The following is a 21,393-nucleotide window of genomic DNA, read 5'->3' as shown; positions in this document are numbered from 1 at the left end:
GCCTAAGGCGTGACGATCGCGAAGTCGGGATCGGGCTGGTCGAGGACGGCGAGCAACCTGCCGAGGACGCCGATGTCACCCTCGAGTTCGACCCCTGCCTCATCGAGGTCGACGGCGTCGATCCCGCGGACCACCATGGTGAGCAGGATCGGGAGGCGCAGGCGTAGGACCAGCTCGGCGGAGTCGTGCTGTGGGGCGCTCGACTGCGAGAGCACCCCGTTGCGCAACCACAGGCGATGTGTCTCGTCCCTGTCCGTGAGCACGACGTCGATGGTCAGGCGCTCGTCCCAGGCCCGGGGGCCGTCGACCCGGATGGCCAGGGAGTCGAACAGCTGGGTCGGGGTGAGCTGGGACAGCAGGTCCGGTGAGGCGGTCTGCGTCGGCGTGCCGAACGAGCCGTTGCGCAGCTCGTAGGCGCCCGAGAGGTACACCGACCGCCACGTCCCGTTCTCCGATCCGTAGCCGAGCTGCTCCAGCGTGTCGGCGAGCAGCTCGCGCGCCGGGGCGTGGTCGGGCTCGGCGAACACGACGTGACTGAGAACCTCCGCGGCCCACCGGAAGTCGCCGGCCTCGAAGGAGCCACGGGCCTTGTCGACGACCGCGTCGGCGCCGCCCATGAAGTCGACGTACCGCTTGCCCGCTTCGACCGGCGGGTGCTGCCACAGGTGTGCCGGGTTGCCGTCGTACCAGCCCATGTAGCGCTGGTAGATCGCCTTGACGTTGTGGCTGACCGAGCCGTAGTAGCCACGGGTGTGCCACGCGCTGTCCAGGGCGGGCGGCATCCGGATGGCCTCGGCGATCTCCGTTCCCGTCATCCCCTGGTTGAGCATCCGCAGCGTCTGGTCGTGCAGGTAGGCGTACAGGTCGCTCTGCTGCCTCAGGAACTCGACGACCCGGTCCTGGCCCCACGTCGGCCAGTGGTGCGGTGAGAAGACGACATCGGTGTCGGAACCGAACAGGTCGATCGCCTCGGTGAGATATCCCGCCCACGCGTGCGGGTCGCGGACCACGGCTCCGCGCAGGGTCAACAGGTTGTGCAGCACATGCGTGGCGTTCTCGGCGATGCAGAGGGCCCGCAGGTCGGGGAAGTGGAAGTGCATCTCGGCCGGCGCCTCCGAGCCAGGTGCCAACTGGAAGACGATCCGCAGCCCGTCGACGACGTGTTCCTCTCCGGTACGGGTAACCTCCAAAGTCGGAGGGATGATCGTCACCTCACCGAGGGACGTGGTCTGGGCCAGGCCGGCGCCCACCTGGCCCCGGGGACCGCGGGGCAGCGCGGCACCGTACATGTACCCGGCTCGGCGGGCCATGGCGGTCCCGGCGAAGACGTTCTCCGACACGGCGTGGCCGGTGAACCCCTCCGGTGCGATGATCTCCACCGCTCCCGAGTCGATGTCCTCCTGACTCACGATTCCCCGCACCCCGCCGAAGTGGTCGACGTGACTGTGTGTGTAGATGACCGCCCGCACGGGTCGGTCACCTCGGTGCTCGCGGTATATCGACATCGCCGCGGCAGCGGTCTGGGTCGAGATGAGCGGGTCGATCACGATGACGCCCGTCTCGCCCTCGACGAAGGAGATGTTCGACAGGTCGAATCCGCGCACCTGGTAGACGCCCGGGACCACCTCGAACAGGCCCTGCATGGCGTTGAGCGTGGAGATGCGCCACAGGCTGGGGTTGACCGTGTCGGGCGCGTCCCCTGTGAGGAACGAGTACGAGTCGTTGTCCCAGACGACCCGCCCGTCCTCGGCGGTGATGACGCATGGGTCGAGCGAGGCGATGAACCCGCGCGCGGCGTCCTCGAAGTCCTGAGTGTCGTGGAACGGCAGCTCGTCCTTGAGCCGCTCGTTCTGCGCGGCGACCACCGGTGTCGCCGGGCGAGGGGTGTCCTCGGTCATCTGCTCTCCTCGACGTCGACGCGCCGGGTCGAATCGGCCCGACCCTGGATGCGCGGTTCGACGCTACGCCCGTGCGCCGTCCTCTGGGGGATAGGGGAACTCGGTCCACCCGCTCCGGGTGGAGTCGACCGTCCTCCCGCGGGTGGACCGAAGCGTCAGCCGCGCGGGGGAGCCGCCTTCGACGGTACTCGCCTACGCTCTTCAGGTATGCGCGACGCGCCTGATCCCGCACCCGCCCGCCGGTCGTTCGGCGAGTGGCTCACCGACGCCTTCGGCGTCGACGACCCGTGGGTGCGGCCACGTCCGACGATCGAGCGCCGCGACATCGTGCTGGCGGGTGTGGTCGCCGTCGTGGGCGTCGTCTCGCTCGAGCTGGCCCGCAGCCTGGGGATGTTCGAGGACGTCGTCGGGCCGGTGTGGCTGCAGTCACTCGCGGTGCTCTCCGGCGCGGCGCTGCTCGTCGGACGGCGGCGCTGGCCACTGACGGTCGGCCTGCTTGCGGCGGTGCACATGGTCGTCGTCGGCGTCGCGATGCCGATGGTCATGAGCCAGTTCACGCTCCAGGTGGCCTACTTCGTCGCCTTTCTCTCGGCCGTGGCCTGGGCGCGTGACCGGCGCGCGATGGTCGCCGTCATGGGCGTCATCGTCGTCGTCATGTTCGCGTGGATCGCGCTGCAGTTCGCCGTCGGCAACTCGATCCAGGAGATCGTCGACGACACCGCGGGGGTCGGGCGCACCGGGCTGCTCGGCCCGATCCCGTCGGCGGTGCTGCTCACCCTCGTCATCAACGTCATCTACTTCGGCAGTGCGATCGCCGGGGGGCAGATCCTCTGGCGGGACGCCCGGCAGAAGGCGCAGCTGCGCGAGCAGGCGGAGACGATCTCCGCCCAGGCGGAGGACCTGCGCGACCAGGCCATCACCGAGGAGCGGCTGCGCATCGCGCGCGAGCTGCACGACGTCGTGGCACACCACGTCTCGGTCATCGGCGTCCAGGCCGCGGCGGCGCACCGCGTCCTCGCTCACGACCCGGCGGCCGCCGCTCCGGCATTGGGGGCGATCGAGTCCTCGTCGCGCGAGGCGGTCTCCTCGATGCGGGGGCTGCTCGGCACGCTGCGCCACATCGGGTCCCGTCGGGACGAGCCGGACGGCCGCGAGCCGGAGCCGTCGATCGAGCAGCTCCCGGCCCTCGCCGCGGCGCACGAGACCGCGAACCGGACCGTCGCATACCGGCTCGTGCAGTCCCGACCGGACGCGGCCGCCCGCGTGCCGGCGCCCGTCGGCCACTCGATCTACCGGACCGTCCAGGAGGCGCTCGCCAACGTCGGCAAGCACTCGACCGCCACCCGGGTCAGTGTCGTCGTGCGGATCGAGGGCGAGGACAGGCCGTATGCGGAGGTCGAGGTCGTCGACAACGGTCGCCCGCGCGGCGGGTCCACTCTCGGCAGCGGCCTCGGCCAGCTGGGCATCCGTGAGCGCGCCGCCTCGCACCGCGGGGTCGTGGACATCGGCCCGCGGGCCGGCGGCGGCTACCGGGTGCGGGTTCGCTACCCCCTCGACGCCGCGACGGAGCAGGTCGCGTGAGTGAGCTGCTGCGGGTGCTGCTCGTCGACGACCACGCGATGGTCCGGTCCGGGTTCCGGCTGATGTTGTCCGTCGAGCCCGATCTGGAGGTGGTGGGCGAGGCCGCCGACGGGATGAGCGCCGTCATCGCGGCCCGCGAGCACCGACCAGACGTGGTCCTCATGGACGTGCAGATGCCGGGGATGGACGGCATCGAGGCGACCCGGCGGATCGTCGAGGAGGAGCTCGGGCGGGTCGTCATCCTCACGACCTTCGACCGCGACGACTACCTGTTCGACGCACTCGAGGCCGGTGCGAGCGGCTTCATGCTCAAGAACGCCGAGCCCGAGCAGCTCATCGACGCGGTCCGCGCGGTCGGGCACGGCCATGGGCTGCTCGCGCCCGAGGTGACGCGGCGCGTCATCGAGCGGATGACCGCCGGGCCGGACGCCGGGGCGCGTCGGGAGCCGTCCGAGCTCGCGCTGCTCACCGAGCGCGAGCGCGAGGTGCTCGTCGGTTTGGCGCGGGGGATGTCGAACGCCGAGATCGCCCGCGAGCTCTATCTCGGTGAGGCGACGATCAAGACGCACGTCTCGAACTGCCTCGCCAAGGTCGGCGTCCGCGACCGCGTGCACGCCGTCATCTGGGCCTACGAGGCCGGACTCGTCTCCCCGACGCGCTGAGCGGCTGGCACGGACGCCCGTCCCGAAGTGCGCGCCCGTACCCGAACCGCGACCTGACCCCTGCAGGTGCAGGGGTCAGGTCGCGGTTCGGGTGGTGCTTCCGAAGATCGAGTGCTGCTGACGAGATTCGGGTCGAGCAGCGATCCCCTACCCGGGGGAGCCCACGATCACCCGGGTGACGGATCCGCGGGAGGCGAGGCGCGAATACCGTCGCTGTCATGTCCGTGACCACACTGCCCACGAGCACCTCGTCGCGAACCGGCACCGCCCGGCTCGAGCTGCACTCCCTGACCCGCCGCTTCGGCGACATCACCGCCGTCGACGACGTGAGCTTCTCCGTCCCCGGCGGCCAGATGACCGGCTTCGTCGGCGGTAACGGCGCCGGCAAGACGACGACCATGCGGATGGTCATGGGCGTCCTCGGCATCACGAGCGGCGAGGTGCACTGGGACGGGCGGCCGATCACCCACGACGACCGGCGACGCTTCGGCTACATGCCGGAGGAGCGCGGGCTCTACCCGAAGCAGGGCGTGCTCGACCAGCTCGTCTATCTCGGCGAGCTCGGCGGGATGTCCGCCCAGGCCGCCCGCGAGGCGGTGATGGAGCACCTCGAGCGGTTCGGCCTGGCCGACCGGGCCAAGGACCGAGTCGAGAAGCTCAGCCTCGGCAACCAGCAGCGCGTGCAGATCATCGCCGCAGTCATGCGCGAGCCCGCCGCGCTCATCCTCGACGAGCCGTTCTCCGGGCTCGACCCGGTGGCGGTCGACGCGATGGCCGACCTGCTCCGCGAGCACACGGCCCGAGGCGTGCCCGTGCTCTTCTCGAGTCACCAGCTCGACCTCGTCGAGCGGCTCTGCGACCGGCTCGTCATCCTGAGCCGCGGCCGGGTCGTCGTCGAGGGCGCAACCGGTGACCTGCGCGAGCGCGAGTCCGGCCGCTACCGCCTGACGATCTCCGACGATGCGGGCTGGGTGCGGGACGTGCCCGGCATCCACGTCGTCGACGTCGACGGAGGCTCGGTCCTCTTCGAGGTGGAGGCTGCCGGCGCCGAGCAGGCTCTGCTCCAGCGCGCGTCGAGCCGCGCCGCCGTCCTCGAGTTCGGCCTCGTCCGGCCCAGTCTCAGCGAGATCTACCGAGAGGTGACCCAGTGACCACCCTGACCCGAAGCCCCCGGCAGGACGCTCCCGCGACGCAGTCGGACGAGCGCCCGCGACGCCGCGCCGCGTGGCCGATCGTCATGCGCCGCGAGATCCTCGTCAAGATCACCGACAAGGGCTTCGTCCTCGGCACGCTCTTCACCGTCGCGATCCTCGCGGCCTGGCTCGGGTGGAACGCCTACCAGGCCGAGCGGACGTCCGAGTATGCGGTGGTCACGACCGCAGCCGACGCCCCGATGGCGGAGGCGCTGGCCGCGAGTGCGACGGAGATCGACGACAAGGTCGTCGTGACCAGCGAGGTCGTCGCGGACGAGGCCGCCGCGGAGGCCGCGGTGCGCGACGAGGAGGTCGACGGCTGGCTGCACCGCGAGGGTGACGGGTGGACGCTGACGACGGTCTCGGGCGAGGGCGATCTGCTCGGGGTGACCGAGCAGGTGGTGCGGGCGGTGACGATCGACGAGCAGGCTCAGGCGCTCGGCACGACCGCGTCGGAGCTGGAGGCCGGGTCGGTCGTCTCGTCCGAGTTCCTCGTCGGCGACGCCGAACGCGCCGGCCTCGCGCAGGCGGTCGGCTTCGTCATGGCGTTCCTGTTCTACCTGTCGGCGCTGGTGTTCGGCATGCAGATCGCCTCGAGCGTCGTCGAGGAGAAGCAGAGCCGGATCGTCGAGATCATCGCGACCTCGATCCCGGTGCGGCACCTGCTCGCCGGCAAGGTCCTGGGTAACACCGTCCTCGCGATCCTGCAGATCCTGCTCTACGCCGGCGTCGGTCTGATCGGGCTGAGCTTCACGCCCTACGGCTCCTTCGTCTCGGCGATCAGCGGCCCGGTCGCGTGGTTCCTCGTCTTCTTCGCCGCGGGCTTCGTCGCCCTGGCGTGCCTGTGGGCGGTGGCGGGTGCGCTGGCCTCGCGCACCGAGGACCTCCAGTCGACGACGACGCCGCTGACGTTCCTCGTCATGGGGGTGTTCTTCTCGAGCTTCCTCCTCGACGGGACGGCCAAGGTGGTCGCCTCGTTCATCCCACCGATCTCCGGGGTGCTCATGCCGATCCGTATTCTCGAGGGTGACGTGCCGGTGTGGCAGCCGATCGTGGCGCTCGCGGTCATGCTCGTCTTCGCGCTCGGCACGATCATCGTCGGCGAGCGGCTGTACCGGCGCTCGCTCCTGCAGAACCAGGGCCGGATCTCCCTCAAGCAGGCGTGGACGACGGCGGAGTGACACACCGTTAGCGTTGAGGTCATGACGCGCCACCTGGTCGGCCTCGACATCGACGGCACGACGATCACCCACGAGGGCGAGCTGCGGGAGCCGGTCCGTCAGGCGGTCGCCGATGTCCTCGCCGCCGGCCACCACGTGACCATCGCGACAGGGCGCGCGATCGTCGGGACCCTCCCGATCCTGGACCGGCTCGGCATCACGACCGGGTACGCGGTGTGCTCCAACGGGGCGCTCACGCTGCGGCTCGACCCTGACCTCGACGACGGCTACGAGGTCATCGAGTCGGTCACGTTCGACCCGCGACCGGTTCTGACGCTCCTGCGCGAGCACGCACCCACAGCCCTGGTGGCGGTGGAGGAGCCCGGCGTCGGGTTCAAGGTGAGCGCGAACTTCCCCGACGGAGAGTTGGACGCGAGCGAGCGGGTCGTGCCGTGGGAGGAGCTCCTCGAGCACCCGGTCACCCGTGTCACGCTGCGGGAGCCGGAGGCCTCGCCGGACGAGTTCCTCGCCCTGGTGCACCGCGTGGGGCTGCACGGCGTGAACTACGCCGTCGGCTGGTCGGCGTGGCTCGACATCAACCCCGAGGGCGTCTCCAAGGCGTCCGGGCTCGAGCCTCTTCGGCGCAGGCTCGGGGTGGAGCCGATGCACACGATCGCCATCGGCGACCAGCGCAACGATGTAGAGATGCTTCGCTGGGCCGCTCGCGGGGTCGCGATGGGCAACGCACCGGACGAGGTCAAGGCGGTCGCCGACGAGGTGACCGATGACGTCGACGACGACGGACTCGTTCCGGTCCTACGCTCACTCCTATGACCGCGTCACGAGACAACCTGACCTCGACCGCCCGCCGCGCCGGCGACCACCCTGTGGTCGAGCAGGGCGCCCGACTCGGCTACGCCATGAGCGGTGTGATCCACCTGCTCATCGGCTGGATCGCCGTCCGGGTGGCGTGGGGCGTCGGCGGCGGCTCGCAGGACGCCGACCAGTCCGGCGCTCTCGCCACCCTCGCATCCACCCCGACCGGGCCGTTCCTGCTCTGGCTGGCCGTCGCGGGGTTCGCGCTGCTCGGGCTGTGGCAGGTCACCGAGGCGGTCGTCGGCGCCCACGGCAGCGAGTGGACCGACCGGGCCAAGGCAGCGGGCAAGGCGATCCTGTATGCGGTGTTCGCCTTCACCGCCTTCCGCGTCACCCAGCGAGCGGGCGGGTCGAGTGAGGAGACGACGGACAGCCTCACCGCCCAGCTCATGAGTGCGCCGGGTGGCCGGGTCCTCGTCGGTCTGATCGGCCTGGCGGTCATCGCCGGTGGCGGCTACCACGTCTGGAAAGGGTGGACTCGTGGGTTCCTCGAGGACCTCGAGGAGCATCCCGGTCGCTTCGTCGAGGTCGCGGGTCGGGTCGGCTACATCGCCAAGGGCGTGGCGCTCGTCATCGTCGGCGGCCTGTTCGTCAGCGCGGCGCTGTCCTCCCGGGCCAGCGAGGCCGGAGGACTCGACGCCGCGCTCAAGACGCTGCGGGACCAGCCCTTCGGGCCGTACCTGCTCACCGTCGTCGGGGTCGGCATCGCCGGATACGGCGTGTACTCATTCGGCCGGGCCAGGCACGCTCGCCTCTGAGCGTGGGGACGACTGCACCGCTCAGCCGGTCAGCACCCGCGCGAGCAGCATCCCGAGCATGGCGAAGGCGAGGCTGAGCACGAGCATCGAGACCGCCAGGACGATCGCCGTGACCGGGCGACGGCTGCGGACGAGCGCGACCAGCTCGACGCTCGCGGTGCTGAACGTCGTGAACCCGCCCAGGAAGCCCACGCCGCCGACGGCGGCGAGCAGCGCCCGCTGGCCGTCGGTGCCCCATGCTGCCAGGGCGCTCCACTGGACCAGGAAGCCGAGCAGGAACGAGCCGAGCACGTTGACCGCGAGGGTGGCCACCGGCACGCTCAGGGCCGAGCGGCGGGTGATCGCGCCGTCGAGGAGGTATCGCGCGCAGGCCCCCAACCCGCCGGCGAGGGCGACGAGCATCAGGGTCATCCGAGACCTTCCTCCTCCACCGGGGGGCCGGGCCGCTCACCCGGGTCGGGCCGGTGCCGATCCCATGACCGCACCGCGACCACGGCGGCCAGAGCCGCGACGAAACCCAGTGTCAGAGACGCCGCGTCGTACATCAGAGCGGCCACGAGATCCCGCTCGCCCAGCCGGACGGACTCCACGACGAAGGTGCTGTAGGTCGTGTATCCGCCGAGCAGTCCTGTGCCGAGAGCGAGCCGGAGCCGGTGCCCGCGTGGATCCCGCCATCGCAGGGCCACGAGCTGGGTGAGCAGACCGAGCAGTGCGGCACCGGAGACGTTGACGAAGAGCGTCGCCCAGGGGAGCGACGAGTCGGATTCTGAGAAGGCGCTCTCGATGGTGGCCCGCAGGCCCGACCCCATGGTGCCGCCGGCGAACACGAGCGCCAGAGCGTGGGAACGCGCAGGCGCCGGGACCTGCGGCAGGGCTGCCGGGACCCGGCTCATCCCAGCGGCGTCTTCCAGTCGACGACGCGCAGCGGGACGACGAGCACCGGCCGGTGCTGGTGGTGGGAGAGATGGCTGGCGACCGAGCCCTCGAGCAGGTGATGGATCCGTTCCTGGGCACCCGCAGCGCCGCCGCCCACGACGATCACCGCGGCGTCGACCGACCGGGCGAGATGCGTGAGTGCGCGGTCGGCCCGGCCGGCGAGGTAGCGGAAGTCCCAAGGGACCGAGTCCCCCAGCGTCTCGCGGAGTCCGGTGACCAGCTCGGCCTCCCTCCGACGCCACTCGACCTCGTCCGCGAGATCCGGATCGAGGTCGGAGTGCAGGACCGACCCGTCGTCGAGCTCGCGGTCGACGATCCGACGCGGGTCGGCATAGGCGAAGTACACGGTGGCGCCGGTCGCCAGGGCGAGGGACTGTGCCGTCAGCGCGACGAGCTCGGGCTGCCCCGGGACCACGCCGACGACGATGGTTCCTCCGGCGAACGGGGTGAGCCGCGACGGCTGGGGCTGGGGGACCTCAGTGCTCATCGGGTCGCTCCTTCGTTCTCGCCGACGCTTCCGGGCCGGTCGTCGCGGGTCGGCTCGACCCTCACGCTAGACCCCGCTCCGGGATAGGCCCGGTCCTCGGCGGCTGAGTCCTCGGCGGCTGAGTCCCCGCCTGCAGGCCAGAGCCGGCTCAGGGCGAAGACCAGCCCGCAGCCGAACACCACCCCCGCGACGACGTCGCTCGGGTAGTGCACCCCGAGAAACACGCGGTGAAGGGCCACCACGGCGACGAACAGCACTGCCGCGACGACCAACCCGCGGCGGAGGCCGACGGCCAGCACCGGGGCCAGCAGGATGAGCACCGCCGTCGCCATCGCCGCACTGTTCGTCGCGTGACCGGAGGGGAAACTCAGCCCATCGTGTTCCCACACCGCGTCGACGACGCTCGGCCGCTCCCGGCCGACGACGAGCTTGAGCAGCGCCGCCGTCCCCCACACCACCATCATGGTCAGCCACGCCGCGGCAGCCCGTCGCCGCATCCCGAGCCGCCACGCGGCGACGATGCAGATCGCGGTGGCCACCGCATACAGCCAGATCGGGCGGGTCACCTCCTCGACGACGATCAGCGCGTCGCGCAGCCACGGGTATGCGCGGGTCACGTCCGTCGCCGCCGTCACGGCCGCCTGGTCGAAGCGTTCGGTGGCGCCGGTGGCGACGAGCATCGCGAGGGTGACGAACCCGACCACGGTGGCCAGTGCATACCGCCCGGATGCGGCCCCTCCGTGATCGGTCACCGCCCCATTGTGACCGCCCTATTGTGACCGTGTGGCACCGACCGACACCCCGCGCGAGGACCGGCTGATCACCTCGCCCGCCAATCCGCGCGTCAAGGAGCTCGTGGCGCTGCGCCGCCGCAGGGTGCGCGACGCCCAGCGCGTCGTCGTCGTCGACGGGGTCGAGGAGTCGGCGCTCGCCGTGGAGGCCGGTGCGCGGGTGCGCACGCTGTTCCACTGCCCCGAGCTGATGCCGCCGGGTGCGTCCGACCTCGTGGACCGGGTCCGTTCGACCGGCACCGAGACGGTGCGACTGTCGCGGGCGGCGTTCGAGAAGGCGGCCTACCGGGAGGGGCCCGACGGGGTGCTCCTCGTCGCGGACTCGGTCGAGCGCACCCTCGACGAGCTCGACGAGATGATCGGACCCGACCCGCTCGTCCTGGTCAGCCAGGGCGTCGAGAAGCCCGGGAACCTCGGCGCGATGCTGCGCACCGCGGACGCCGCCGGGGTCTCGGCGGTCGTGGCCGCCGACCCGGTGACCGACTGGAGCAACCCCAACGTCGTGCGCGGCTCGAAGGGGACCGTGTTCGCCGTGCCGGTGGCCGCGGCATCGACCGAACGGACAATGGCGTGGGCGCGGGAGCGCGGGATCCGCACCGTCGCGACGACACCCGACACCGACACCCTGCACACCGAGGTCGACCTGACCGGACCGGTCGCGATCCTCATGGGCACCGAGAAGCAGGGTCTGACCGACGAGACGCTCGCCGCGGCCGACGTGCGGGTGCGCATCCCGATGGCCGGGACGGTCAACTCGCTCAACGTCGCAACGGCCGCCGCGATCGTGGTGTACGAGGCCGTACGGCAGCGCCGCTAAAGCGTTTTCACCTCTGACCTGCGGCTATTGGGCAGACGAACCCGTGTCAAGAGCACTCCCTCCGGTGTGTCACGATGGACGCTATGCGAGTTGACCATGTGTCCTATGCAGCCGAGCACGACGGAGTGCACGCCACCGCCGAACGTATCGGCAAGCTCATCGGTGTCACACCCGTCGACGGGGGAGTCCACCCGCGGTTCGGGACTCGCAACGTCATCCTTCCCTTGGCGCACGAACGCTACGTCGAGGTCGTCGAGTGCCTCGACCACCCGGCCTCCGACAAGGCCCCGTTCGGTCAGGCGGTCAAGGCTCGCACCGAGGCCGGCGGCGGCTGGCTCGGCTGGGTGATCCGCGTCGAGGACATCACCGAGTTCGAGAAGCGCCTCGGCCGGAGCTCCGCCGACGGCAACCGCCATCGCCCGGACGGCGTCGAGCTGCGATGGAAGCAGCTCGGGGTCAAGGGTCTGCAGTCCGACCCGCAGCTGCCGTTCTTCGTGCAGTGGGAGTCGCTGGACAACCACCCGAGCCATGGCGCCGAGGACAGCGGCGTGACGATCGAGTCGCTGCAGATCGCCGGTGACCCCGAGCGGGTCTGCGAGTGGCTCGGACTGCCCGCGTCGAAGACCTCGACCGTCATCGACTTCTCGTTCGTCGCTCCTCACGGCACCCCAGGCCTGCTCGCCGTCACGTTCGACACCCCGGAGGGCAAGGTCACCCTCTGACCGGCGTGGGCGCCCTTGGTGTGGTGCCGACCGCGGCGTGCAGCCCTCGTCTGACACCGCAGCGCCCGTCTCCCTCGCGGGGAGCCGGGGCGCTGGTGCGTCGTGGCGACCCGGATCAGTGCCGCCCGAACCGGCGAAGCCGCAGCGAGTTCGTCACGACGAGGACGCTGGACAGCGCCATGGCGCCGCCGGCGATCATCGGGTTGAGCAGCCCGGCCACCGCGAGAGGGATCGCCGCGGTGTTGTAGGCGAACGCCCACCCGAGGTTCTGCTTGATCGTCCGCAGTGTCTGACGCGACAGCCCGATGGCGGTCGGCACGGACGCGAGATCGGTTCGCATCAGGACGATGTCGGCGGAGTTCATCGCGACGTCGGTGCCGGAGCCCATCGCCAGACCGAGGTCGGCCTGCGCCAAGGCCGCGGCGTCGTTGACCCCGTCGCCGACCATCGCGACGACCTTGCCCTCGCGCTGGAGTCGCTCGACCACCGCATACTTGTCCTCGGGGCGGACGTCGGCGATGACCCGGTCCTCGGGGATGCCGACCGCCCGGGCCACCGAGCGCGCGGCGGTGAGGTTGTCACCGGTGAGCAGGTATGCGCTGAGCCCCAGCTCGGCCAGGTCGCCGATGGCGGCGGCACTGGTACCGCGGACCGTGTCCGTGACCGTGAGGGCGGCCCGTGCGCGGCCGTCCCAGCCGACGAGGATCCGGGTGCCGGGGATCGTCATCTCGCCCGACGCGAGCGACTCGGGGACGGTCTCGAACAGGTCGGCCCTCCCGACGGTCACCTCCTGCTCCGACCGGGAGCCGACGACGACCGCGCGCGCTCCCGACCCGGCCAGAGCCGCGAAGTCGCGGATGGCCGGCGGCTGCAGCCCCCGCTCGGCGGCGGCCGCGGTGACAGCGCGGGCGATCGGGTGCTCTGAGCCGCTCTCGACGGCGGCCGCGGCGAGCAGCGCCGCCTCCTCGGTGATCTCACCGTCGGTCTCGATGTGCTGCAGCGTCATCTCGCCGGTGGTGACGGTGCCGGTCTTGTCGATGAGGGCGGTGTTGACGCGGCGAGTGTCCTCGAGGATCTGCGGGCCCTTGATGAGGACGCCGAGCTCGGCGCCGCGACCGGTGCCGACAAGCAGCGCGGTCGGTGTCGCGAGCCCGAGCGCACAGGGGCAGGCGATGATGAGGACGGTGATGGCGATCGGCAGTGCCGTCGTGAACTCGCCCGTCGCGACCCACCAGCCGATGAGCGTGAGCACCGCGACGACGAGGACCACGGGCACGAACACCGCGCTGACCCGGTCGGCGAGCCGCTGCACCGGGGCCTTGCCGGTCTGGGCATCCTCGACGAGCCGCGCCATCGCGGCCAGGGTCGTCTCGGCGCCCACCGCGGTCGCCCGGACGATGAGCCGACCGTGGGCGTTGACGGTCCCGCCCGTGACGTCGTCGCCGGGACCGACGTCGAGGGGGACGGGCTCGCCGGTCATCATCGAGGCGTCGACCGCACTCGCGCCGTCGACGACGACGCCGTCGGTCGCGACCTTCTCGCCGGGGCGCACGACGAACTCCTCGCCGACCGCGAGCTGCTCGATCGGTATGCGCTGCTCACCGCCGTCGCGCAGCACGGCGACATCCTTGGCCCCGAGCGTGAGGAGGGTTTCGAGCGCCGACTTGCCGCGCTTCTTGGCGCGTGCCTCCATCCAGCGCCCCATGAGGAGGAAGGTCGTGATGACGGCGGCGGTCTCGAAGTACAGGTGCGTTGCCGGCTCGGCCTCGCCGTCCATGCCGGCCATCCCGCCCGAAGCCGCCCCGCTGAGGACGCCGACGAGGGAGTACAGGTAGGCGGCGCTGACGCCGATGGAGACGAGGGTGTCCATCGTCGAGGCGAGGTGTCGGGCGTTGATCGCCGCGGCCCGGTGGAACGGCCAGGCCGCCCAGAGGACGACGGGCGTGGTGAGCGCGAGCTGCAGCCAGGGGTTCGCGGCGAAGTCCATGCCGGGCGCCATCGCGAGGATGACGACGGGGACGGTCAGCGCCGCGGCGATGAGGGCGCGCCGCTTGAGGACGTCGACGGGTGCGATGTCCTCCATGTGGTCGTGCTCCCCGTGCGCATCGCCGTTGCCAGCACTGCCGTCGTGAGTCCTGCCGTCGGGACCGCCGCGAGGCTCGATGAGCGAGGCGCCGTATCCGGTCTTCTCGACCGTCGCCATGATGTCCTCGATCGTGAGCGGCGCGCTGAAGCGGACCTTGGCCTTCTCGGTGGCGAGGTTGACGGTCGCCTCGCAGCCGTCGAGACGGTTGAGCTTCTTCTCCACGCGGGCCGAGCAGGACGCGCACGTCATGCCGCTGATGGCGAGGTCGACCTCGTGGAGGTTCTCAGCGGTCGTGCCGTCGGTGCCGCGTGCGGCGGTGGTGAGGTCGTGGTCGGTGTGGGTCGTCATGGTCAGCTCCTGACGAGCCGCGCGATGGCGGCGGTCGCTTCGTCGATCTTGGCCTGGCCGGCCTCGTCGGACTCGCGCGCGGCGTCGACGACGCAGTGGCGCAGGTGCTCCTCGAGCAGGCTCATGCTCACGGCCTGCAGGGCGCGGGTGACGGCGCTCACCTGGGTGAGGACGTCGATGCAGTAGGTGTCCTCCTCGACCATCCGCTGCAGACCCCTGACCTGGCCCTCGATGCGCCGGAGGCGCTTGAGCTGGGCGCCCTTGGTGTCCGCGTAGCCGGGAGTCGCAGTGGTGTGGTCAGGCACGTGATCCATTGTTCGAAAGTATACCCCTAAGGGGTATGTGTCAAACCCCTGGAGGGTATGCCTCCGCGCGTGTGACTGTGGTGCCGATGGGGCGAGCACCCCTCGTTCGGTACCACGGGCGGCCTCGCGCGAAGACGCGCACCGCATACCGGATTCTCGGTTCGGTCCCGCCCGAGGAATACCGGTCGGTAACCTCGGTTCCCATGAAGGTCGATCTCACCGTCCTCGCGATCCCGGGTTTCATCGGGGCGATGGCGGCGGAGTATGTCTGGCTGCGGCGGCACCCGGCCGCGCCCGGCGAGCGACGCGCCGCCGACTACGAGCTCAAGGACACGATCGCCAGTCTCACCATGGGCGTCGGGTCGCTCATCGCGCCGTATGCGTCGCGCCGCCTGCTCGACCCGCTGACCCCGGGCGTCGGTCGGGGAGCGAAGGCGCTCGTCGCGGGAGCTGTCGTCGCATCACTCGCGACGACGGTGCTCGACGTCGTACGGCGGCGGCGCGAGGACGGGTCCCTTCCGGAGGCGGGAGTGGTCCGCGACGAGGACCGGCCCGGTCGGGCTGAGAAGGCCGGTCGGCTCACCGGCGCGATGGCCCTCGCCGCAGTCGGCGCAACCTCGCTGGCCGCGGCGACGACGTGGTCGGCGATCACGAGCGGGCAGCGGCTCTTCGAGCGGGGCGGGCGCGACCTCGGCGGCGGAGCGGGTGCGCTGGCCGTGGCGATCCTCGGGTGGGACGCGATCTACTACTGGAACCACCGCCTCTCGCACGAGAGCCGATGGCTGTGGGCGGTGCACGTCGTGCATCACAGCTCGGAGCACTACAACCTCTCGACCGCGCTGCGCCAGCCGGTCGCCGAGGGTGTCACGATGACGGTGCCCTACGGACTGCTCGCCTGGCTCGGGGTGCGGCCGTCGCTCATCGAGCAGGCGCGGGCGCTGAACCTGATCTACCAGTTCTGGATCCACACCGAGGCCGTCCGCTCGATCGGCTGTCTCGAAAAGGTGCTCAACACGCCGTCGCACCACCGGGTGCACCACGGGTCGAACAGCCGCTACCTCGACCGCAACCACGGCTCGATCCTCATCGTGTGGGACAAGCTGTTCGGCACGTTCGAGGCGGAGCGTGAGCCGGTCGTCTACGGGCTGACCAGCAACATCGACTCGTTCGACCCGGTCGTCATCGCCGGCCACGAGTGGCGGGACATGGCGCGCGACGTAGCCAGGTCGACGACGTGGGCGGACCGGGTGGGGTTCGTCCTGCGCGGGCCGGGCTGGGCGTCGGAACGTCGCGCCGAGCTCACCGCCGCCTGAGCCTCAGGGCGGCGTGCGGCACAGCGCCGGGGCCTTGACGTTTCCCGGTTGGGGAGAGAAAGGGATTCTCCACCACGCGAACTAACCGTGGTGAAGGATCCCTTTACCGGATGGGGAGAGAAAGGTGAGACCGGACCGGCGCGAGCTCAGCCGTGCCCGAGGTGGTCGACGAGCGCGGGGGCGAGCCCCACATACGTCTGAGGGGTCAGCTCGACGAGGCGCTCCTCGACCTCGGGCGGCAGGCCCAACCCCCGGACGAAGCCGATGAGGTCCTCCTGGCCGATCCGCCGACCGCGGGTGAGCTCCTTGAGCCGCTCATAGGGCTCCTCCATCCCCGGCACGCCCTGCGCGGCAAGGGCCCGCATCGCCGACTGGACCGGCTCGCCGAGGACCTCCCAGTTCGCGTCGAGGTCGGCGGCCATCGCCTCGGGCACGGCGTCCAGACCCGCGAGGCCCCGCACGACGTTGTCGATCGCGAGCAGACTGTGCCCGAACGCCGTGCCGATGTTGCGCTGCATCGAGGAGTCGGTCAGGTCGCGCTGCAGGCGCGACGACACGAGCGTCGCGGCGAGGACATCGAAGAGCGCGTTCGACACCTCGAGGTTGGCCTCGGCGTTCTCGAAGCGGATCGGGTTGACCTTGTGCGGCATCGTGCTCGACCCGACCGTGCCCTGGCCGCGGACCTGGGCGAAGTAGCCCATCGAGATGTAGGTCCACACGTCGGTGCACAGGTTGTGCAGGATCCGGTTGAAGCGCGCGAGATCGGAGTACAGCTCGGCCTGCCAGTCGTGGCTCTCGATCTGGGTGGTCAGCGGGTTCCAGGTCAGGCCGAGCCCCTCGACGAAGGTCCGGCTCACGGTCGGCCAGTCCGCGCCGGGCACCGCTGCGATGTGCGCGCCGAAGGTCCCGGTCGCGCCGTTGAGCTTGCCGAGGAACTCCGCCCCCTCGATCCGACGGAGCTGCCTGCGCAGCCGCCAGGCGAGGACCGCGAACTCCTTGCCGATCGTGGTCGGCGTCGCGGGCTGTCCGTGGGTATGCGCGAGCAGGGGGACCGCTCGGAGGTCCCGTGCCATGTCCTCGACCGTGCCGAGCAGCGCGTGGGCGCGGGGGAGCCAGACCTGGTGGACGGCGCCCTGCACCATGAGCGCGTAGGAGAGGTTGTTGATGTCCTCACTCGTGCAGCAGAAGTGGATGAGCTCGGCCAGGCCCGCGTCCTGGGGGTCGGGTGCGATGTCGGTGAGCCGCTTCTTGAGGAAGTACTCGACGGCCTTGACGTCGTGCTGGGTGACCCGCTCGGTGTCGGCGAGCTCCTCGATGGCTGCGGTGTCGAAGTGCCCGACGACAGCGCGCAGCTCGCCCCTCTCGTCGTCGGTCAGCACACGGACGCCGGGGACGACCTGGCCGTCGGTGAGGTGAATGAGCCACTCGATCTCGACGTGGACGCGCATCCGGTTCAGCGCCGGCTCGGAGAGGTGGTCGACCAGCGGGGCGACGACGCCGCGGTAGCGACCGTCCAGCGGTCCGAGGGCGATCGGCGGCATCGCGTCGGCAAGGGATGACATGGGCCCAATCCTCCCAGACCCCGTTCGTGGTCCAGCCACGCCGTCCACCGACCATGACGTCGATCCGATGCTTTCGGGTAGCCGTGCACACATCGTGTGCGGGGGTGCATGCTTAAAGTGTGTACAACTCGGACGCCGCGGACGGGGGACGTGAGGCTGCCGGCGAGTACGCGCCCACGCCCGTCGCCGTCATCGCCGCCCTGAAACGGCTGTTGGACAGTGAGGAGCTGCGGTCCTCGGTCCGTTCCCGAGACTTCCTCGCGTACGTCGTCAGCGAGACACTGGCCGGCCGCGCTGACCGGCTCAAGGAGCGCACGGTCGCCCGGTATGCCCTCGGCCGAGGCGGGGACTTCGACCCGAGGACCAATCCCACGGCACGGGTACAGGCGATCCGTCTACGAGCCGCGATGGCTCGGTACTACGCGGGCCAGGGGTCCGAGGAGCCGCTGGTGATCGAGCTCCCCAAGGGCAGCTATGTCCCCAGGTTCTTCTACTCCGAGCGGCCCAGGGCCGTGGGCAGGGCGGAGCCGCTGCGTCCCGGTGTCGCCGTCGCCCAGTTCGCGGATCTCCGCGCGGAGGGGCACCGCGACCAGGCGTCAGTCGCTCTCTCCGACTCACTCGTGCGCTCGCTCAGCGCCTTCCCGGACCTGCGGATCATCGGACCGGTCGTCGCGGAGCGCGGCGTCGCCGCCCCGGTGGACGCGCCGGCGATCGCCCGCGAGTTCGACGTCGAGTACGTGCTTGCGGGATCGGTGCGCTCCACCGTCGACACCCTCCGGCTGACCATTCGCGTGTACGACGGGGCGTCGGGCAGGGTCCTGTGGTCCGAGCACTTCGACCAGGACCAGGCCGGTCTCCACGGGTTCAGAGATGAGGATCGACTCGTCACGAGGATCGCTGCGACCGTCGGCGACGTCAGAGGAGTGGTACGCCGCGAGGTCGAGAGGCACCAGGTCGGCGAGGACGACCCCGGGACGGAGGTGCGGGCTGCCGTGCTGGCCTTCTACAGGTTCGCCGACTCCGGGAGCAGAAGGGACACCGAGACAGCGGCGAGCAGGTTGCTCACGGCACTCGAGGTGGAGCCGAGGAACGTCGTCCTGCTGTCCATGGCCGGCTGGGTCCACTGCCTGCAGGGAATCATGCACTGGACGCCGGATCCCGACGAGTCGATAGCGCTCGCCGAGCGACTCGCCGGGAACGCCCTGATGCTCGACCCCGCGAGCGCTCAAGCCCATCAGGTCCTGGCAGGGGTGGCTCTCTACCGCGGTCTGGACGAGCAGTGTCGGCATCACGCGCTGCGCACCGTCCAGCTCAATCCGGCCAACGCCTCACTGCTCTACACCTCCGGTGTGCTGCTCCTGCGCACGGGTGACTGGGACGGCGGCATCGAGATGATCCGCGAGGCGAACCGGCTCAACCCCTACCATCCCGGCTACAACCACGTGTTCCTCGGGATGGACCGTCTGTTCGCCGGGGACAACGCAGGCGCGCTGGCGGAGATGAGTCTGTTGCACCAGCCCGATGATGTGTGGGGGCCCCTGCTCCGTGCCCTCGCCCTTGCCGGGCTGGGGATGGACGAGCCGGCCGCGCGGGAGCTGGACACCGCCCTCGCCATGGAACCCGGTCTCCTCGACAACGACGCCGCTTTCATCACCGACAGCCTGTTGGACGCGCCCGAGGAGGCCAGGGTGCAGCTGCGGCGTCGGCTGCTCGACTGGACCCGTTCTCGCGCGGTCTCCCCAGCGCAGGCGGACTGACCAGCGACGGTCTACCCCGCTGTGGAGCCGCTGCCTCGAGGCTGCTCCGAAGCGCCGGGGGATCCGCCGATCCGTTTGCTCAGCGCGAGCCGGGCCGTCTTGGCCGCTGTGGGCACAGTCTCCCCCGGTGGAAACCCGTGGAGCCGAGCCAGACGCAGAGCGCGGGCGAAGCAGCGGAGTACGGAGCCCGCCGGGATGGTCGGGTACTCGCCGATGAGCCTCTGCGCTTCGTCGTGGATCGCGCTGCGCAGGCCGACAGCGGACCACGACACCGTAGGCGTCGCTGTCTCGGCCTGCACGTCGCCTGATGCAGGCGTCGGGAGGCCGGCTTGCCCGTCGACAACGGGGATGCTCATGTCCAACTCCAGGAGGTACTGCGCGTTGTATGCGCCGGTCACCTGATCAGTGCGGTAGGTCCGCGATGGCCTTCTTGATGGCGTCCACCTCGCTGTCCGGGAGCCCGGGTCGGGCGACGATCTCGGACCAAGCGATGGCGATGGTCTCGTCGTAGATGTGGCCGTGCCCCGGAGGAACCCCGTTGGCCCCGAACTGGTCGACCGTGGCCTGGAGGCCGCCGACGACCGGCCAAGCGGTGACTCGGGGGTGGACGTCGGCGCCTCGCGGATCGAGCCACTGGGCGTGATCGGCCGTCCATGCCACGATGGGGTCCGAGGGATGCGTGAGATAGATGATCGGGTTGCCGGTCGCCCAGGGCAGCGTCTGCCCGGTGAGGTCGGCTTCGGTCGTCGCGACTCTGACGATTCCGCTGTCGCCGTACAGGGGCCGCCAGGCGGGTGAGCCCGGCTCGCGCGCGGCGACGACCTCCTGCCACGTCGTGTCGAAGCTCGGCGGTCCGATGAGGAGAGCTCCGTCGGTGGTCGTGGACATGTCCTCCACGCTGGTGAAGGCGTTGCCGGTGGAGAAGGCTCCGAGGCTCTCTCCGAATACGTAGAGATCCGGGCGCTCATCGGGTGGGATGCGGTCGAGCTCCACCCTCAGGGCGGTGATGAGCTGCTCGGCGTTGGTCGCGGAACGGCTCCGGTCGACGAGGAAGGACAGGAAGCTCGGGAGGTAGGAGTACTGCATCGAGACGGTCGCGACATCGCCGTGGGTCGCATACTCGAGGGCATTGGCGGCCTTGGGATCGATCCATCCGCTGCCCGTGCCACCGGCAACCGCGATGGCGGCACGGTCGAAGCCGCCCAAGGCCCGCAGCTCGGCGACTGCGAGCTGCGCCCGCTCCGTCGCCGTGGACGCCGCTTCCAGTCCGATGAAGGCCCGCACCGGGTCGACCGCTGCGGGGTCGTCGACGACCTCCGCGATCTCGTCGGCGGTCAGCCCCTGGTGGATGAACGCGCGTCCCTCCCGCCCCAGGCTCTCCCACGCGACCGTGGACGCGGGTCCACCGGAGCGGTACTCCGACTCGGGGTTGACCACGCCCGGCTTGTCGTCGTCGTTGCTCGCAGCGAAGCTCGAGTCGGCCACCGAGATGGCCGTGGTGATGAGGAGGCCGGAGAGGATCTGCCAGGTGATGAACGCCGTCGCGACGAGGGCGATGAGCCACGCCACCCGGGTCGGCAGCCTTCTGCCCAGCGGCGCGAAGATGCCGCGACCCATCACCTTCACGCCTCGCCCGATGCCCAGCAGCAGGACCGCGATGGCGACTCCGAGCAGAGGGGAGGCCAGCCAGAGCCACTCAACAGCTGTGTCCATGCCCAGCAGTTCGCGCTGCTCGGACTGCCACGTGCGACCCAGCCACGCGCTCAGGAGCAGCGCGGCGACCCCGAGGATCGCGAGGACCTGCCACGCGACCCGACGGGCCTGCGGCGGAAGGTCGGGAAGCTGCAGGGTGCGGTATGCCCATCCCGCGAACGCCCCGAGGCCGTAGCCGGTGATGATGCACAGCCCCACGAGCACCCCGTTGACGAGCCATCCCCGAGGCACGAGGGACGGCGTGGCTGCCATAGCCGCGAAGGTGAGGCCGAGTGCTCCACCGGTCAGGCTCAGCCGACCCGGCCGACGCCGATGCCGGGAGGACGTCGATGCCGGCGCCTCCCGTACGTGGGTCGTGGGGTCGGTGTCCGTTTCGATGGTTCCCGGTCCTGCGCTCATCGTCTCTCCTGGCTCGGTCTGTCCCGCAG

20 protein-coding genes are annotated in these 21,393 nt (G+C 70.7%); 10 read left to right on the top strand and 10 right to left on the bottom strand.

Annotated elements, in window-relative coordinates:
• Positions 1-2: 2 nt before the first annotated feature.
• Positions 3-1,898, bottom strand: a complete 1,896-nt coding sequence (locus tag GA707_RS11115) for an alkyl/aryl-sulfatase (protein ID WP_152178499.1) — start codon at positions 1,896-1,898, stop codon at positions 3-5.
• A 207-nt stretch (positions 1,899-2,105) separates the two neighbouring features.
• Between GA707_RS11115 and GA707_RS11110 the strand changes: the two genes are divergently transcribed.
• The 6 genes from GA707_RS11110 (at position 2,106) to GA707_RS11085 (ending at position 8,128) form a co-directional block, all read left to right on the top strand.
• Positions 2,106-3,479 carry a sensor histidine kinase gene (locus GA707_RS11110; RefSeq protein ID WP_152178498.1) on the top strand — a complete coding sequence of 458 codons (1,374 nt, stop codon included), beginning with the start codon at positions 2,106-2,108 and terminating at the stop codon, positions 3,477-3,479.
• On the top strand, positions 3,476-4,141 hold the full coding sequence (locus tag GA707_RS11105; protein WP_152178497.1) for a response regulator transcription factor: 666 nt from the start codon (positions 3,476-3,478) through the stop codon (positions 4,139-4,141). The genes GA707_RS11110 and GA707_RS11105 overlap by 4 nt, the downstream gene beginning before the upstream one ends.
• Before the next feature lie 218 nt (positions 4,142-4,359).
• A complete protein-coding gene (locus tag GA707_RS11100; protein WP_152178496.1) occupies positions 4,360-5,292 on the top strand; it encodes an ABC transporter ATP-binding protein in 933 nt (310 codons plus the stop codon).
• Complete coding sequence (locus GA707_RS11095) at positions 5,289-6,515, top strand: ABC transporter permease (protein ID WP_226963722.1); 1,227 nt, start codon at positions 5,289-5,291, stop codon at positions 6,513-6,515. The genes GA707_RS11100 and GA707_RS11095 overlap by 4 nt, the downstream gene beginning before the upstream one ends.
• A 21-nt stretch (positions 6,516-6,536) precedes the next feature.
• Positions 6,537-7,328: an HAD hydrolase family protein gene (locus tag GA707_RS11090; RefSeq protein WP_152178495.1), complete on the top strand. Its 792-nt coding sequence runs from the start codon at positions 6,537-6,539 to the stop codon at positions 7,326-7,328.
• Positions 7,325-8,128: a DUF1206 domain-containing protein gene (locus GA707_RS11085; protein WP_152178494.1), complete on the top strand. Its 804-nt coding sequence runs from the start codon at positions 7,325-7,327 to the stop codon at positions 8,126-8,128. Before GA707_RS11090 ends, GA707_RS11085 begins: the two co-directional genes overlap by 4 nt.
• A 21-nt stretch (positions 8,129-8,149) precedes the next feature.
• Here GA707_RS11085 and GA707_RS11080 read toward each other — a convergent pair whose 3' ends face one another.
• The 4 genes from GA707_RS11080 to GA707_RS11065 are packed head-to-tail and all read right to left on the bottom strand — an operon-like array spanning position 8,150 to position 10,303.
• Positions 8,150-8,539 carry a CrcB family protein gene (locus tag GA707_RS11080; RefSeq protein ID WP_152178493.1) on the bottom strand — a complete coding sequence of 130 codons (390 nt, stop codon included), beginning with the start codon at positions 8,537-8,539 and terminating at the stop codon, positions 8,150-8,152.
• Positions 8,536-9,021, bottom strand: a complete 486-nt coding sequence (locus tag GA707_RS11075; protein ID WP_152178492.1) for a CrcB family protein — start codon at positions 9,019-9,021, stop codon at positions 8,536-8,538. The genes GA707_RS11080 and GA707_RS11075 overlap by 4 nt, the downstream gene beginning before the upstream one ends.
• A complete protein-coding gene (locus GA707_RS11070; protein WP_152178491.1) occupies positions 9,018-9,551 on the bottom strand; it encodes a universal stress protein in 534 nt (177 codons plus the stop codon). Before GA707_RS11070 ends, GA707_RS11075 begins: the two co-directional genes overlap by 4 nt.
• Entirely contained in the window at positions 9,548-10,303 is a 756-nt protein-coding gene (locus tag GA707_RS11065; protein ID WP_152178490.1) for a phosphatase PAP2 family protein, read from the bottom strand. The genes GA707_RS11070 and GA707_RS11065 overlap by 4 nt, the downstream gene beginning before the upstream one ends.
• Positions 10,304-10,334: 31 nt before the next feature.
• Here GA707_RS11065 and GA707_RS11060 point away from each other — a divergent pair, with 31 nt between their 5' ends.
• Together GA707_RS11060 and GA707_RS11055 are read left to right on the top strand one after the other, a co-directional pair.
• Positions 10,335-11,159, top strand: coding sequence for an RNA methyltransferase (locus GA707_RS11060; protein WP_152178489.1), 825 nt, complete (start codon positions 10,335-10,337; stop codon positions 11,157-11,159).
• An 83-nt stretch (positions 11,160-11,242) separates the two neighbouring features.
• Positions 11,243-11,881, top strand: a complete 639-nt coding sequence (locus GA707_RS11055; protein ID WP_152178488.1) for a VOC family protein — start codon at positions 11,243-11,245, stop codon at positions 11,879-11,881.
• Between the two features lie 115 nt (positions 11,882-11,996).
• Here GA707_RS11055 and GA707_RS11050 read toward each other — a convergent pair whose 3' ends face one another.
• Positions 11,997-14,315: a cation-translocating P-type ATPase gene (locus tag GA707_RS11050; RefSeq protein ID WP_152178487.1), complete on the bottom strand. Its 2,319-nt coding sequence runs from the start codon at positions 14,313-14,315 to the stop codon at positions 11,997-11,999.
• Between the two features lie 2 nt (positions 14,316-14,317).
• Entirely contained in the window at positions 14,318-14,629 is a 312-nt protein-coding gene (locus GA707_RS11045; RefSeq protein ID WP_152178486.1) for a metal-sensitive transcriptional regulator, read from the bottom strand.
• A gap of 194 nt (positions 14,630-14,823) precedes the next feature.
• Here GA707_RS11045 and GA707_RS11040 point away from each other — a divergent pair, with 194 nt between their 5' ends.
• Positions 14,824-15,933, top strand: coding sequence for a sterol desaturase family protein (locus GA707_RS11040; protein WP_152178485.1), 1,110 nt, complete (start codon positions 14,824-14,826; stop codon positions 15,931-15,933).
• Between the two features lie 146 nt (positions 15,934-16,079).
• On the opposite strand, the gene purB is transcribed toward GA707_RS11040, so the two are convergent.
• Positions 16,080-17,495: an adenylosuccinate lyase gene (gene purB / locus GA707_RS11035; RefSeq protein WP_152178484.1), complete on the bottom strand. Its 1,416-nt coding sequence runs from the start codon at positions 17,493-17,495 to the stop codon at positions 16,080-16,082.
• 119 nt (positions 17,496-17,614) lie between these two features.
• Here purB and GA707_RS11030 point away from each other — a divergent pair, with 119 nt between their 5' ends.
• Positions 17,615-19,252 (top strand): hypothetical protein, encoded by a 1,638-nt coding sequence (locus GA707_RS11030; RefSeq protein ID WP_152178483.1) that lies wholly within the window; start codon positions 17,615-17,617, stop codon positions 19,250-19,252.
• An 11-nt stretch (positions 19,253-19,263) separates the two neighbouring features.
• Here GA707_RS11030 and GA707_RS11025 read toward each other — a convergent pair whose 3' ends face one another.
• Together GA707_RS11025 and GA707_RS11020 are read right to left on the bottom strand one after the other, a co-directional pair.
• Complete coding sequence (locus tag GA707_RS11025) at positions 19,264-19,608, bottom strand: hypothetical protein (protein ID WP_152178482.1); 345 nt, start codon at positions 19,606-19,608, stop codon at positions 19,264-19,266.
• A 46-nt stretch (positions 19,609-19,654) separates the two neighbouring features.
• Positions 19,655-21,364 carry an alpha/beta-hydrolase family protein gene (locus GA707_RS11020; protein WP_152178481.1) on the bottom strand — a complete coding sequence of 570 codons (1,710 nt, stop codon included), beginning with the start codon at positions 21,362-21,364 and terminating at the stop codon, positions 19,655-19,657.
• Between the last annotated feature and the right edge of the window lie 29 nt (positions 21,365-21,393).

Source organism: Nostocoides sp. F2B08, from assembly GCF_009184895.1.
Lineage (GTDB): Bacteria > Actinomycetota > Actinomycetes > Actinomycetales > Dermatophilaceae > F2B08.
Note: the sequence above shows the minus strand (reverse complement) of the source record. Positions and strands in the feature narration are given on the sequence as shown.

What these genes read in the sequence shown, in the direction of transcription:
- GA707_RS11020 (WP_152178481.1), bottom strand. Translation starts at nt 21,364, where the DNA reads ATGAGCGCAGGACCGGGAACCATCGAAACGGACACCGACCCCACGACC.
- GA707_RS11070 (WP_152178491.1), bottom strand. Translation starts at nt 9,551, where the DNA reads ATGAGCACTGAGGTCCCCCAGCCCCAGCCGTCGCGGCTCACCCCGTTC.
- GA707_RS11090 (WP_152178495.1), top strand. Translation starts at nt 6,537, where the DNA reads ATGACGCGCCACCTGGTCGGCCTCGACATCGACGGCACGACGATCACC.
- GA707_RS11115 (WP_152178499.1), bottom strand. Translation starts at nt 1,898, where the DNA reads ATGACCGAGGACACCCCTCGCCCGGCGACACCGGTGGTCGCCGCGCAG.
- GA707_RS11050 (WP_152178487.1), bottom strand. Translation starts at nt 14,315, where the DNA reads ATGACGACCCACACCGACCACGACCTCACCACCGCCGCACGCGGCACC.
- GA707_RS11025 (WP_152178482.1), bottom strand. Translation starts at nt 19,608, where the DNA reads ATGAGCATCCCCGTTGTCGACGGGCAAGCCGGCCTCCCGACGCCTGCA.
- GA707_RS11075 (WP_152178492.1), bottom strand. Translation starts at nt 9,021, where the DNA reads ATGAGCCGGGTCCCGGCAGCCCTGCCGCAGGTCCCGGCGCCTGCGCGT.
- GA707_RS11100 (WP_152178496.1), top strand. Translation starts at nt 4,360, where the DNA reads ATGTCCGTGACCACACTGCCCACGAGCACCTCGTCGCGAACCGGCACC.
- GA707_RS11045 (WP_152178486.1), bottom strand. Translation starts at nt 14,629, where the DNA reads ATGGATCACGTGCCTGACCACACCACTGCGACTCCCGGCTACGCGGAC.
- GA707_RS11080 (WP_152178493.1), bottom strand. Translation starts at nt 8,539, where the DNA reads ATGACCCTGATGCTCGTCGCCCTCGCCGGCGGGTTGGGGGCCTGCGCG.
- GA707_RS11040 (WP_152178485.1), top strand. Translation starts at nt 14,824, where the DNA reads ATGAAGGTCGATCTCACCGTCCTCGCGATCCCGGGTTTCATCGGGGCG.
- GA707_RS11110 (WP_152178498.1), top strand. Translation starts at nt 2,106, where the DNA reads ATGCGCGACGCGCCTGATCCCGCACCCGCCCGCCGGTCGTTCGGCGAG.
- purB (WP_152178484.1), bottom strand. Translation starts at nt 17,495, where the DNA reads ATGTCATCCCTTGCCGACGCGATGCCGCCGATCGCCCTCGGACCGCTG.
- GA707_RS11085 (WP_152178494.1), top strand. Translation starts at nt 7,325, where the DNA reads ATGACCGCGTCACGAGACAACCTGACCTCGACCGCCCGCCGCGCCGGC.
- GA707_RS11055 (WP_152178488.1), top strand. Translation starts at nt 11,243, where the DNA reads ATGCGAGTTGACCATGTGTCCTATGCAGCCGAGCACGACGGAGTGCAC.